The organism is Streptomyces sp. NPDC008086, from assembly GCF_042957325.1.
Classification (GTDB): Bacteria; Actinomycetota; Actinomycetes; order Streptomycetales; family Streptomycetaceae; genus Streptomyces.
In genome coordinates, this window is record NZ_JBIBIA010000002.1 from 514,826 (window position 1) to 527,873 (window position 13,048).

The window sequence follows — 13,048 nt, forward strand, 5'->3', positions numbered from 1 at the left end:
CCGGGCCGTTCACACCGCCCTCTTACACCGGGCTTAACCCTGCTGTCAGGGCGATGATCTAGCCTGCGATCGCTTTCTCATCTCTTCGTTCCGGGGGGTTCGAAATCACCGTGCGCAGACGCACTCTCCCTGCCGCGACGGCACTCGCGGTCCTCTTCAGCTCGGTCGCCCTGGTCGCGGCCGGCACCGGGTCGGCGGCCGCCGACTCCAGCGCGTCCCTGCCCCTGAAGTCCACCGGCGACATGGTCGTCGACGGGGTCCACCAGCGGGTCTTCATCAGCGACCCGACCGCCGGACAGGTCGTCGTCACCGACTACACCGGCACGGTCGTCGGCACCGTCGGCTCGCTGCCCGGCGTCCTCGGCCTGGAGCTGTCGCCCGACTCGGGGACCGTGTACGCGGCCGTGGGCGACGCCGACGCGATCGTCGCCATCGACACCGCGACCGCGACCGAGGCCCACCGCTACTCCACGGGCACCGCCGACCCGCAGTACCTCGCCGAGACCGGCGGCAAGATCTGGTTCGGCTACGGCGGCGCCGCCCAGGGCAACATCGGCTCGCTCGACCTGACCGGCAGCGACCCGGTCGTCGCCCTCGGCCAGGCGCCCACCAACGCCTGGTACTCCGCCCCGATGGTGGACGCCTCCGCCGGCGCCCCCGGCACCCTCGTCGCGGGCGCCCCCGGCCAGAGCCCGGTCGTCCTCGCGGTGTACGACGTCTCCTCGGGCACGCCGAGCCAGACGGCGTACGCCTTCGACCCCGGTGCCACGGGCGGCGGCAACCTCACGGACCTGGCCGTCACGCCCGACGGCCAGGACGTCGTCACCGCCAGCGGTGCCCCGTACTACCAGGCCGTCTACAAGCTCACGGACCTGTCCAAGGACGGCAAGTACGTCACCAACCCGTACCCGAACGCGGTGGACATCGCCCCGAACGGCGACGTGGCGGCGGGCACCAGTTCCACCGACGAGCCGGACGTCCATCTCTTCAAGCCGGGCACCTCGATCCCGCTGAAGGACTTCACCTTCGGCACCGACCAGCTCACCGCGCGCGGGCTGGCCTGGGCGCCGGACAGCAGCAAGCTGTTCGCGGTGTCCCGCGGCGGCAGCGACGCCTACGCCCTGCACGTCTACGACGACCCGACGAAGGTCGCCACCACCCTCACGGTCGACGCCCCCGCGACGGCGCCGCGCGCGAAGGCGCTGACGCTGACCGGCAAGCTGGCCTCGTCCGCCGCCTTCCCGGCCGGCACCCAGGTCTCGGTCACCCGCACCGACGACGAGTCCCCGGCCGGCAAGGCGCTCGGCACCGCGACCGTCGCCGCGGACGGCTCGTACACCTTCACGGACACGCCGCCGGCCGGCGGCAAGGTGACGTACACCGCCACGTACGCGGGCGACGCGGACCACGCGGGTGCCACGGCCGCCGACTCGGTGACGGTCGCCAAGACGGCGTCGACACTGACGCTGAACAACAACCTCAAGGTCTACGGCTACAACAGCTCCGTCACCTTCACCGCGCACCTCGGCACCACGTACAAGAACCGCACGGTGGAGATCTGGGCCGACCCCTACGGCTCCGACAAGCCGAACGCCCTGGTGAAGAAGGGCACGGTCGACTCGGGCGGCAACCTGACCGCGACCCTTCGCCTCACCCGGGACACCAAGGTCAGCGCGAAGTTCACGGGCGACACCCGGTACGCGGCGAAGACGACGACCAACACCGTCTACACCAAGGTGGTGGTGTCGACCTCGCTCAGCGGCGCGTACAAGACGGCCACGGCCTGGAACCAGAAGTACTACTACTTCCGCCAGTCCAAGGACCCGGTGCACAACACGACGATGACGATGTACCGGGGCCGCAAGTACCAGCTCCAGGTCCAGCGGTTCTACGACGGCGCCTGGCACACCACGCACACCGGGTACTTCGCGCTCGACACCTACGGCAAGGACTCCGTCACCCTCGACGGCACACCGCCCGTCGGCCCGCGCTTCAGGATCCGCTCGTCGTACATCGACACGACGTCGGGCGACAACGTGAACACGACGACGTACGGCGCCTGGAAGTACTTCGTCTTCACGAAGTGACGTCCGGCTCAGGGGCGGTGCCTCAGACCTGCGTCTGGAGCTGCTGAAGCTGCCGCCGTACGTTCTCCAGCGCACCCCGGCGCCGTCCCGGCACTCGGCCCCGCAGCTCCGCGAGCGCGGGGCCGAGCTCGCGTGCCGGGACGGCGTCCTTGATCTGCCCCCACTGATGGTGCGCCCGGTCGACCGCCGCCTCCACCGCGGGCGCGTCCACCGCCTGCCCCGCCGACAGCCGCGCCGACGCCACCATCAGCCACGCCCGGCAACTGCGCACCGGATCCCCCGCCATCATCGCCAGATCGGCCCGCACCTCGATCCAGTGCAACGCCTCCTCCGAAGCCGGCCCATACGCCCGCAACGCACTCTGCTCATAGTGCGCCGCCAACACCTCCGCCTCACCATGCCGCCCGGCCTCGACGGCAGCGGCGATGGTGGCGTGGGGGTCGGGGGTCGACGCGGCCCGCTCCGCGGGGGCCGGCGCGGGCGGGTGCCCGGGCGGCGGCGGCAACTCGGGCACGGCACCACGCCCGGGAAGCGGTATCACCAGGGTGGCGGCCAGGTCGGGGTCCGGCTCGGGGCTCCGTCCGCCGCCATGCGCCGGGATCGGCGTCGAGGTCGACGGCGTGTGCTGCGGCGGGGCATCCGGAGCCGAGGGCGGCAGGACGTCCGTAGCCGGACTCGGCTCACCGCTCCGGACCAGGCTTGGGGCAGCGACCTGCGCCGGGCTCGATGGCGTGTCCTGCGCGGAAAGCGGCGCCGGTACCGGAGCCGTGGTCTCCGCGGGAAGCGGCTGGGAAGCCTGAACCGGAGTCGGCTCGGCGCTCTGCCCGGGACCAGGCGCGGGGATCGGCTCGTGGCTCTGGACGCCGCCGGGCGCGGGCTTGGGCTGAGGGCTCTGCGCGCCGCTCGACACAGGAACCGGCCCCGGCGCCGAAGCCGAGGGCTGTGGTGGGAGGGGCAGGGGACTCGGTTCAGCGCTCTGGGTGGGGCTCGACGTCAGGACCGTAGCCGTGCTCGGGGCCGAAGCCGACGGTCTGCCCGGGGCCGGAAGCGGTGTCGTACCCGGAGCGGGGCTCTCCGCGGGGAGCGGTAGGGAGCCCGGGGCGGCGGCCGCGGGCGGCGTCGGACTCGGCGCGGTGGCCGGGGACGGGGCGGTGGGCTGTGGCGCCAGGGGTGGGGTGCTCGGGAACGAGGGCTGGGCCGGGGGCGTCGGGGTGCCGTAACCGGGGATGGGGGCCAGGGCCTGGTTCGGGTTGGGGTCGAAGCCTCGTGGGGGAGTCGGGAGCTGGGGTGGGGCGTAGGCCGTGAGGACTATGTCGGTGCCGACGCCGCCCTCGCGTGAGATGCGGGTCAGGGCCTGCTGATGGAGCTGGTCGAGGGAGGGACGGTGGCCGCTGCGGAGCAGGGTCGCCACGGCCTTCATGTACGCGGGGCCCGCGACCGTACGGCGGCTCGGTGGCGGGGCGATACGGCCGTAGACCGCGTTGTTGCGCCCGGAGTCCAGGGGGTTGGCGCCCAGCCACTCCCAGGTCTCGGCGTCGGCGTGCAGGTCGAGGACGAGGGACGTGGAACCCGGTGCGCGCAGGCGCAGTTCCTCGCGGAACCAGTGCCAGGGGAAGCCGGTGTAGCGGACGGTCGAGGGCGTCGTACGGGCCAGCGCGAGGTGGGGCAGGTGCTGGCGCCGGTCGAGGTGGAGCTGGCCGGTGACGAAGACCGTGAGGGGGGCAGGGGAGGCCGCCGCCGCGCGCAGCCGGGTGAGGACGGCCTGCGGTTCCAGCGGGTCGGCGAGTTCCACGACGTTCGCCGTGTCCGTGCCGGACAGCACCGTGGGCGGCACGGCGGCGAGGACGGGGAGCACGGAGGCGGCGTCCACCAGACAGCCCTTGCCCGCCGGGGCGGCGGCCAGCAGCAGCACGGTTCCGGGCATCGGTCCCTCCCCATCCCCCGTCGATCACTTAGGGCAGCACGGTAACCGCTGCGGCTGCAAAGCGGGATCTCAGGACTCTTTACGCCCGATTCCGTCCGTATTCCCCACACCAGTTCTCCTCCGACGCACCGCGAACACCGTGGTGTCGTCGGCCAGATGCCCCCCGCAGTGCCTGAGCGTGCCGTCCCGCACGAAGTCGACCAGCCGCCGCGGCTGCGCGATCCCCGGGTCGGCGGCGACGCCCGCGGCGACCTCGGTGGCCAGCGGGAAGAAGACGTCCTCGCCGTCACGGGCCTCGGTCACGCCGTCCGTGGTCAGCAGCAGGGTCTCGCCGGGCCGCAGGGACACCCGGTGCACGGGCGGCGGGCCGTCGACGGGGTCGAGTTCGCCGAGGCCGAGGGGCAGGCCGTGCCGGCCGGGCGGCAGGGACCGTACGCCGTCCGGTCCGACGACGAGCGGGCACTCGTGACCGAGGAGGAGGGCGTCCACCGCGTCCGGCTCGTCGTCGGGGAAGCCGATCAGTACGGCGGTGGCGAACCGGTCGTCGTCCTGGCCGCCGAGAGCCGTACGCATCCGGATCTGCCGTTGCATGCGCACCTCAAGCCGCTGGGCGACCGTCGCCAGGTCCGGCTCGTGGTAGCCGGCCTCCCGGAACGTGCCGAGCAGCGCGGCCGCCGCCTCCACCGCGGCGAGCCCCTTGCCCTGGACGTCACCGAGGATGACGCGGGTGCCGTACAGGCCGGTCTGGATGTCGTAGAAGTCGCCGCCGACCCGGGCCTCGCTGTCGGCGGCGAGATACACCTCCGCGTGTTCGAGTCCGCCCCAGCCCGGCGGCAGCGGGCGCAGCACGGTGCGGCGGATCGTCTCGGCGACGTCCTGGATGTGCAGCATGCGCTGCTCCCCGCGCACCCGGACCACGCAGGCCAGCGTGGCGAGGACCCCGCCGATGCCGGCGAGGACGAGGTCGGGGATGCCGGCCTGGTACTCGTGCGGCAGGGCGGCGTCCGCGGCGAGGTAGGTGGCGGGCGCCAGCACCGCGAACACGGCCGTCCCCCACACCCCGCAGATCGCGGCGGCGATACCGGGCACCAGCACGATCCAGGACAGGATCCGGAAGTCGCTGCTGGTCTTGAAATCGACCGACACGATGGCGACGAGCAGCAGCAGCGGCGGCACCCAGGCGACACTGCGGCCGCGCACGCGCAGCAGCTCCGGCCGGCGGGCGGCGCCCTGCGGGCCGGCTCCACCCTCGCTGACGGCCCTCATGGGCCTCAGACAAGCACGCCGGTCACCGGGCCGCATCCGGGTGCCGACTTGCCAGGCGCCCGCTCGGGGTGTGCCCTGGATGGCGGGGCGAGGAGAGAGGAGTGCTCTCATGGCTCATGCGGCACCCGCGCCCGGCGGCCGGACCGTGACGGCGCGAACGGCCACGGCCGGCACGAGGGGTCTGCCCGATGTCTTCAGCGCGCGGACGCACCGCGCGATGAGCGTGGTCGCACCGGTCGTCCTCGGACTCGTCTACGGCTACTGGGCCGCGGCGAACCGGCGTGCCGGCGGCGAGATCACCGGCTGGAACCTGCTCTTCGGCTTCGTCACGGCGGCGGCGTTCATGGTGTTGTACGTGGCCGTCCGCTCGATCGCCTCCCTCGCGATCCGCGAGGTGCACGCGATCCTGTGGGCCGCCTTCACGGGCGGTACGTTCGGGTTCCTGTACAGCCAGACCGACGCCTCGGTCCTCAGGTCCTCGCTGATGGGGCTCGTGATCGGCGCGTCCTGCTTCGTCGTGCTGTTCTACCGCTACTACACGCACGAGGACGCGCAGGGCCACCGGCTCGCCTGACGGACACGCGGATCGACCCCGGTGACCGATGGCTGACTACCGATGGCACCGGGGCCGACCCGTTCCCCTGCATCCCTGCATCTTCTGCATCCCTGCATCTCTGCATTTCTGCATCCCTGATCCATGAGACACCCGTTCGGGTGAACGCTCCACCGGAGAGCGGAATCGTGCGGCCGTATGCAGGCACGGCGCTGGCGCCCGAGCCCCCGTGACCCTTGCCTGGAAGGGTGCTCACCCGGCTGCGGAACGCCCTGTCGGCAGCGCTGATCGCGCTGGCGTGCCTCCTCGTGCCGTTCGGGGCGCTGGCGGCATGGGTGACGTACGGGCTGGCGGACACCGGTCGCTATGTCACCGCCATGGCGCCGCTCGCCGCCGATCCGGCCGTGCAGGGCGCGGTCGCGGACACGGTCGGCGCCGGGATCATGCGGGAGATCGACGACCGGATGGAGGCGTCCCCGGCGTCGCCCACCGCGCCCGAGCCCGGTTCCGTGCGGCCGTTCGCGCAGGACGCGGTGCGTTCCTTCACCCGGACCGAGGCGTTCCGTACGGCGTGGGAGGCGGGCAACAGGGTGGTCCACGACGCCGTGCTGAGCGCCCTTGAGGACGGGCGCGAGCGCGCGGTGACGGTCGACCTCGCGCCGGTCACCGCGCAGATCAAACGCCGACTGACCGACGACCACGTGCCGCTGGCCCGTCACATCCCGGTCGAGCACACCGAGGTGGCGCTGCTGCCGGCCCATGAGGTGCACCGCCTCAGGAAGGGGTACGAGGTGCTCGAGGTCGCCGCCTTCTGGCTCCCCGTCTCGGCGGCGGTCCTCGCCGCGACCGGCATCGCCGTCTCCGCGTGCCGCCGCCGCGCGGTCACGGCCACCGCGCTGGGCACGGCCCTGGGCGGCGCGCTCCTGCTCCTCGCGCTGACGCTCGGCCGACGCCTCACCCTCGCCGACCTCCCCGAGCCGGCCCACCGCCCGGCCGCGGCCGCGATCTACGACGCCCTGACGGCGACCCTGCGCGAGGTCTCCTGGCTCCTGATCGCCCTCGGCCTCACGGTGGCCCTCACCTGCCGCCTGGCCCACCTCCTCACCCAACACCGCCGAGCCGCCGCGGCCCACACCGCGGATCCGGCCCAGGAACCGACGCGGGCCCGAGCCTGACGCGACGAACAGCGAGACCAGCCCCCGCCACCGTTCACCCCCACCCCGACCTACCCCCCCCAGCGCTCACCCCCCACCCCGCACGACCCCGGCCAACGCCCGCAAAGCCGCCCGTAGATCCACCTCGCTCACCGACCCGAGCCCCAGTCTGACCGCGTCCGGCGTGCGGTTCGGGTCGACCGCGAAGGCGGGGCCCGGTGTCACCGCGATGCCCTGCGCGGCCGCGGCGGCGGTGAAGGTGTCGGCGCGCCACGGGGCGGGCAGCTCCCACCAGGCGTAATAGGCGCGGGGGTCGGACCGTACGGTGAACCCCCGCAGCTCCTGCGCCACGATCCGCTGCCGACGCGCGGCATCCGCCCGCTTGCCCGCCACCAGCCGCTCCACCGTCCCCTCCCCGATCCACCGCGTGGCCGCCGCCACCGCGAAGCGCCCCGCGCTCCACCCGCCGGAGCGGACGGCGGCGGCCACCGCGTCGACCCGTTCCTCCGGTACGACGACGAAACCGACGGTGAGGCCGGGGGCGACGCGTTTGGAGAGGCCGTCGACGACGTGGGTGAGGTCGGGGGCGTGGACGGCCAGGGGGGCGTCGTCCGTGAGGAAGGACCAGATGCGGTCCTCGACGATCGGGATGCTCAAGTCGAGGGCAGCATGGGCGAGTTGGAACATTCGCGCGGGGCTCGTCGTCACCGAGGTGGGGTTGTGCAGGGTGGGCTGGAGGTAGAGCGCGGCCAGGGGAGTCGTGCGATGGGCGGCGGCGACGGACTCCGGGAGCGGGCCCTCCTGGTCGGTGGCCAGCGGCACCAGGGTGATCCCGAGCCGGGCGGCGATCTCCTTGACCACGGGGTACGTCAGCGCCTCGACGCCGACCCGGCCGCCGGGGCGGACCAGGGAGGCGAGGGTGGCGGCGACGGCCTGGCGGGCGTTGCCGGTGAACAGGATCCGGCCGGGGGCGGGGCGCCAGCCGGGGGTGGCGAGGAGGGCGGCGGCCGCCTCCCGGGCCTCGGGCGTACCGTCGGCGGCGGCCGGGCGCAGGGCCTCCGTCAGGACGTCCGGCCGCAGCAGCGGGGCGAGGGCGGGGGCGAGCAGCTCCGACTGGCCCGGCGCGGAGGGGTAGTTGAGCTCCAGGTTGACCGGCGCCGCGGTCGCGGCCTCGACGAGCGCCCGCTCACCCGACCCCGTCGGCGCCGCCCGCACGAACGTCCCGCGCCCGACCTCGCCGACGACCAGACCCCGCCGTACGAGTTCGGCGTACACCCGCCCCGCCGTGGACCCGGCGATCCCGCGCCGCCGCGCGAACACCCGTTGCGGAGGCAGCCGTTCGCCCGGCTGGAGCCGTCCGTGGGCGATGTCGTCGGCGATGCGGTCGGCGAGACGCCGATAGTCGTCCACGATCCGATTCACGAGCTGCTCCCCCAAGTACCGATCACCGTGCGGATTCTCCGGATTGCACCGAGGGCAAAGATCTTATTGCACCGAGCAGTTGAGGCGATCTAGGGTCGTCCACATGAGACCCTTCCTCGCATACGAGGACAAAGGCGCCGATGTCGCCGCCGCCACCTCCTCGCTCCCCCTCGTCCTCATCCACGGCCACCCCTTCGACCACACGATGTGGGCCCCGCAGATCGAGGCCTTCTCCCCCACCCGCCGGGTCATCGCCCCCGACCTGCGCGGCTACGGCACCTCCCCGGTCGTCCCGGGCACCACCCCGCTCTCGGTCTTCGCCGGGGACATCGAGGCCCTCCTGGACGACCTGAAGGTGGAGACCTGCGTACTGGCGGGCCTGTCCATGGGCGGCCAGATCGTCATGGAGTGCTACGCCCGCTTCCCGCACCGCATCCGCGGCCTGGTCCTCGCGGACACCTTCCCGGCGGCGGAGACACCCGAGGGCAAGCGGGCACGGGGCGCCATGGCGGACCGCCTGCTGCGCGAGGGCATGCGCGGCTACGCCGACGAGGTCCTGGAGAAGATGGTCGCGCCCTACGCCACCCCCGACGTCAAGGCCCACGTCCACCACATGATGACGGCGACCCCGCCCGAGGGCGCCGCGGCCGCCCTGCGCGGCCGCGCCGAACGCCCCGACTACCGCACCCTGCTGACCCACGTCACCGTCCCCGCCCTGGTCGTCGTGGGCGCCGACGACACCTACACCCCCGTGTCCGACGCGAAGGCGATGCACACCGCACTCCCGAACTCGACCCTCCGCGTGATCGAGGGCGCTGCACACATGCCGAACCTGGAGCGGGCGGGGGAGTTCAACGAGGCGCTGGGGGAGCTTCTGGCCCGCGCGGACGACGAGCGTTAGGCGAGTCCGCTCTCCGCGACTTCCGCGACTTCCTCGGCCTCCTCGGCCTCCCACCGCAGCAGATCGCCCGGCTGGCAGTCGAGCACCTCGCACAGTGCGGCGAGGGTCGCGAAGCGCACCGCCTTGGCGCGGCCGTTCTTGAGAACCGCCAGGTTGGCGGGGGTGATGCCCACGCGATCGGCGAGTTCGCCCACGGACATCTTCCGTTTGGCCAGCATCACGTCGATGTCGACGGCGATCGGCATCAGATCACCTCGTCCAACTCGGCCTGCATCCGCGCCGCTTCGACGTCGCGGGCGACGGCCTGGGCGAGCAGCATCCGCAGCACGAGCACGATGAGGGCGACCCCGAGGATGGCCACGCCGATCCCGGCCATGATGACGGTGACGCCCGGGTCCTCCCGCTGGCCCGGCGCGTTGACGGCCGTGACCGCGAACCAGACCAGGGAGGCCGCGACGATCGCGCCGATCACTCCGTCCACGTACCGGAAGGCGGCGGGGGAGAACACGGTTCCGCGTCGCACCATCGTCACCAGCCGCCACACGCAGACCAGGGCGACCTGGACCGACACCATGCCCAGGATCGTGATCACGCGCAGCGCGGTCAGCGGGAGCGAGCCGTCCTCCGGGTCACTGCCGCTGACCAACACCCAGACCATCCCCGCCTGTACGAACACGGTGCCGACGAGCACCACCCCGAGCACGGCACGCAGCGCGCCCACTGTCAGCTTTCCCATGGCCTGACCTTCCGACCTTCCATCGAGGCATCGACGCGTCGACGCATCGACTTGCGATGGGAATCTATCGAATTTCGATAGGGCGGACAAGTCTTCATCCCACACCGACCCCTCGTGAGGGAGGATTCGGGCATCCCATCCAGGAAAATGGGGCGCATGTCCCGCGAGTTCCCCATCGGCCTCACCCCTCCCGACTGGCTGGTGCGGAACCTCCGGGCCCAGCCGGCCCCCGTCAACCGGCCCGCCGTGATCCGCGCCGCCCTCGCCATCGCGCTGCCGCTGGCCATCGGGCTGGCCGTCGACCGGCCCTTCTACGGCGCCCTCGCCTCGATGGGCGCGCTCAACGGCGTCATCAGCGACACCGCCGCCGCCTACCGCGTCCGTATCCCCACCATCGCGATCCCCCAGCTCTTCGGCGCCGTCGGCATCACCGTCGGTGCCGCGGTCTACGGCCACGGCTGGGTCGCCGTCGCCGCCGTCACCGGCGTGGCGCTGGTCTCCGGGATGATCTCGACGATCGGAGCGGTCGCCTCCGCCGCGGGCCTGGTGCTGCTGCTGACCAGCGTGGTCGGCGCGGGCCTTCCGATGCCGGGCGCCTGGTGGCTGGCGCCGCTGCTGATGTCCGGCGGCGGGCTCCTCGTCCTGCTCCTCGCGCTGCTCGCCTGGCCGCTCAGATCGGGGGTGCCGGAACGGGCGGCGGTCGCGGACACCTACCGCAAGGTCGCCGAACTGCTGGCGGCCGGAGGGGAGAGCGGCGTCGGCGCCACCCTGGCCTACGACGACGCCCGGCACGCCGTCACCCAGTCCCTGAACCAGTCGTACGACATCATCCTCGCCCACCGCGCCCGCCACCACGGCCGCAGCGCCGAACTCACCCGGCTGCTGGCCCAGTTGAACGCCATCACCCCGGTCGTGGAGGCCGCCCCCGCCGCCCGCCTCAGCGGCAGGCCCCTGCCACCCGAGGTCCCGGAGGCCGTACGGCACCTGGCCTCCGCCGTGGAGACCGGCTACACCGGCCCGACAGGCCTGAAGCTCCCCACCCCGACCACCGAGACGGCCCGCGCCGTCGACCACGCCCTGCGCCACGCCGCCGAGGTCGTCGCCAGCCCGGACGTCGACCCGCGCGGCATCGACGACCGCCTGGGCCGCCCCGCCGCGCTGAGCGACCGCGCCGCCCGCGCCCTGCGCAACGTCACTCTCTCCGCCGCCTCCTGGCGCTACGGCCTGCGCCTCGCCCTGTGCATCGGCCTGGCCCAGGTCCTCGTCTCGATCATCCCGGTCCCCCGTTCTTACTGGGTCGCCCTCACCATCACCTTCGTCCTCAAGCCCGACTTCGGCTCGGTCTTCTCCCGGGCCCTGCTGCGCGCCCTCGGCACGGTCGCCGGGCTGGTCATCGCGGCGGCGGTGCTCGCGGAGGTGCCGCGCGGCTGGTGGGACGTACCCGTACTGCTGCTGCTCGCACCCCTGGTCCCCGCGCTCACCCCGCGCGGCTACGGCTACCAGACGGCAGCCATCACCCCGGTGATCCTGCTCCTGTCCGACGTCCTCAACCGCCAGGGCACCGCCCTGCTGCTGCCCCGTCTGGTCGACTCCCTCATTGGCTGCGCCATCGCCCTGATCGCCGGCTACCTCCTCTGGCCGGAGAGCTGGCACACCCGCGTCGGCGACCGCCTCGCCGACGCCGTGGAGGACACGGCCCGCTACGTGGAGGGCGCCTTCGGCCCCGCCGCAGTCGACCCCGCGGCCCGCGCCCGCATGCGCCGCCGCCTCTACCGCAACCTCTCCGCCATCCGCACCGAGTTCCAACGCGCCCTGACCGAGCCCCCGCCCACCGGCCGCCGGGCGGCGGCCTGGTGGCCCCTCGTCGTCGCCGTCGAACGCATCGTCGACGCCACGACAGCGGCCCGGGTACGGGTGAAACACGGCTCGCCCCCACCGTCCGCAGGCGAGGTCACCCAGGTCGCCCTCCAGCTACGCGAGCTGGCGGAGGGCGTGAGGAAGGCGGAGACCCTGTACGAGGTCCGCACCGACCTCACCGGCCCATCGGGCAGCGTCCTGGAGCCCCTACGCCAGGAGGTAGCAGCAGCACGCGCAATCGCCTCACCTCATTAGGGGTGCCTGGCCGGCAACGCCCAGGGGCGCGGGGAACTGCGCGACCAGCCCCCCAACACACACAGCCCGCAGCCGCCCACAAGGAGAGACCACCCGAGCTGTCAGGCGCCCAAAAGCCGGCGCGGCCGCCCCGTGCAGGAGGGCGACCGCGCCATGTGGGGGGTGGAACTCGGGCAGACCTATCGGCCGACCTTCTCAAGCGCCTTGTCCATCGCGGCAGCGAACCCGTTGGCCCACAGCCGATCCACCCGTGCCCTCTCGTTGGCATCCGGGACGGAGTTCGTGCAGGACGGGCCAGGCCCGCCTCCCGACATCAGCTCACTGCACGGCCCCTCGTAGTGGTCCGGCAGCCCCAGCACATGCCCCGTCTCGTGCGCGGTGACGCGAGTCGAGTCGTACTCCTGGTTCTGCTGGTAGTCGAGGAAGATGTAGCCGTTGCCGTGACCGTCGGTCGAGGCGTAGGAGCCGCGGGAGTCGTTGCCCTCGCGGTAGGTGAAGTCGGCGTTCGAGCCCTGCTGGAGCTTGACGTTGGACACAGCACCGTTCCATATCTGGGTGCTGCGGGCTATCTGCGCGCTGAACGTGGGTGCCGCGGAGGCGTCGTAGGTGACGGTGACGGCGGCCGCGGCGCCGGGGTTCGCGGCGCGCTTCTCGGCGACGGACTTCAGGACCGCCTCGAAGAACGCCCGACTGGCGTCGGACTCCGCGGACTTGGCGACATAGCCGGCGTGGGCGGGGGCCGCCGTGGCCGGAGCCGCCGTACCGAGCCCGAGGGCCGCGACACTGAGACTGACTGCCACCGCCGTACGGGCGGACAGGGACATACGCATCGATGACTCCTAGGTGGGGGGGTGAGTCGTCAAGGCGAGTGTCGGCGCCTGTGGGACCGCTGT

11 protein-coding genes are annotated in these 13,048 nt (G+C 72.9%); 5 read left to right on the forward strand and 6 right to left on the reverse strand.

What is annotated here, in order from left to right:
* The first annotated feature begins 110 nt into the window (after positions 1 to 110).
* Complete coding sequence (locus tag ACFZBP_RS08300; RefSeq protein ID WP_391411090.1) at positions 111 to 2,087, forward strand: Ig-like domain repeat protein; 1,977 nt, start codon at positions 111 to 113, stop codon at positions 2,085 to 2,087.
* A gap of 22 nt (positions 2,088 to 2,109) precedes the next feature.
* Here the strand turns inward: ACFZBP_RS08300 and ACFZBP_RS08305 are convergent, their stop codons facing one another.
* Both ACFZBP_RS08305 and ACFZBP_RS08310 read right to left on the reverse strand, forming a co-directional pair.
* Positions 2,110 to 4,011 carry a hypothetical protein gene (locus ACFZBP_RS08305; protein WP_391411092.1) on the reverse strand — a complete coding sequence of 634 codons (1,902 nt, stop codon included), beginning with the start codon at positions 4,009 to 4,011 and terminating at the stop codon, positions 2,110 to 2,112.
* 69 nt (positions 4,012 to 4,080) lie between these two features.
* Positions 4,081 to 5,277, reverse strand: coding sequence for a SpoIIE family protein phosphatase (locus ACFZBP_RS08310; RefSeq protein WP_391411094.1), 1,197 nt, complete (start codon positions 5,275 to 5,277; stop codon positions 4,081 to 4,083).
* Positions 5,278 to 5,386: 109 nt separating this feature from the next.
* Here ACFZBP_RS08310 and ACFZBP_RS08315 point away from each other — a divergent pair, with 109 nt between their 5' ends.
* Together ACFZBP_RS08315 and ACFZBP_RS08320 are read left to right on the forward strand one after the other, a co-directional pair.
* The gene (locus ACFZBP_RS08315; protein WP_391411096.1) at positions 5,387 to 5,851 is read left to right on the forward strand and encodes a hypothetical protein; all 465 of its coding nucleotides are present in this window, start codon (positions 5,387 to 5,389) and stop codon (positions 5,849 to 5,851) included.
* A 227-nt stretch (positions 5,852 to 6,078) separates the two neighbouring features.
* Positions 6,079 to 7,005 carry a hypothetical protein gene (locus ACFZBP_RS08320; protein ID WP_383449864.1) on the forward strand — a complete coding sequence of 309 codons (927 nt, stop codon included), beginning with the start codon at positions 6,079 to 6,081 and terminating at the stop codon, positions 7,003 to 7,005.
* A gap of 66 nt (positions 7,006 to 7,071) precedes the next feature.
* On the opposite strand, the gene ACFZBP_RS08325 is transcribed toward ACFZBP_RS08320, so the two are convergent.
* The gene (locus tag ACFZBP_RS08325) at positions 7,072 to 8,394 is read right to left on the reverse strand and encodes an aminotransferase class I/II-fold pyridoxal phosphate-dependent enzyme (RefSeq protein WP_391411612.1); all 1,323 of its coding nucleotides are present in this window, start codon (positions 8,392 to 8,394) and stop codon (positions 7,072 to 7,074) included.
* Positions 8,395 to 8,509: 115 nt separating this feature from the next.
* On the opposite strand from ACFZBP_RS08325, the gene ACFZBP_RS08330 reads away from it, so the two are divergent.
* Positions 8,510 to 9,307 (forward strand): alpha/beta fold hydrolase, encoded by a 798-nt coding sequence (locus ACFZBP_RS08330; protein ID WP_391411098.1) that lies wholly within the window; start codon positions 8,510 to 8,512, stop codon positions 9,305 to 9,307.
* On the opposite strand, the gene ACFZBP_RS08335 is transcribed toward ACFZBP_RS08330, so the two are convergent.
* Positions 9,304 to 9,552 carry a helix-turn-helix domain-containing protein gene (locus ACFZBP_RS08335; RefSeq protein WP_391411100.1) on the reverse strand — a complete coding sequence of 83 codons (249 nt, stop codon included), beginning with the start codon at positions 9,550 to 9,552 and terminating at the stop codon, positions 9,304 to 9,306. The two genes, ACFZBP_RS08330 and ACFZBP_RS08335, sit on opposite strands and share 4 nt — an antisense overlap.
* Positions 9,552 to 10,043 (reverse strand): DUF2975 domain-containing protein, encoded by a 492-nt coding sequence (locus ACFZBP_RS08340; RefSeq protein ID WP_383449762.1) that lies wholly within the window; start codon positions 10,041 to 10,043, stop codon positions 9,552 to 9,554. Before ACFZBP_RS08340 ends, ACFZBP_RS08335 begins: the two co-directional genes overlap by 1 nt.
* 156 nt (positions 10,044 to 10,199) lie before the next feature.
* Here ACFZBP_RS08340 and ACFZBP_RS08345 point away from each other — a divergent pair, with 156 nt between their 5' ends.
* Positions 10,200 to 12,155 (forward strand): FUSC family protein, encoded by a 1,956-nt coding sequence (locus ACFZBP_RS08345; RefSeq protein ID WP_391411103.1) that lies wholly within the window; start codon positions 10,200 to 10,202, stop codon positions 12,153 to 12,155.
* Between the two features lie 179 nt (positions 12,156 to 12,334).
* Here ACFZBP_RS08345 and snpA read toward each other — a convergent pair whose 3' ends face one another.
* Entirely contained in the window at positions 12,335 to 12,985 is a 651-nt protein-coding gene (gene snpA, locus ACFZBP_RS08350) for a snapalysin (RefSeq protein WP_383449760.1), read from the reverse strand.
* Between the last annotated feature and the right edge of the window lie 63 nt (positions 12,986 to 13,048).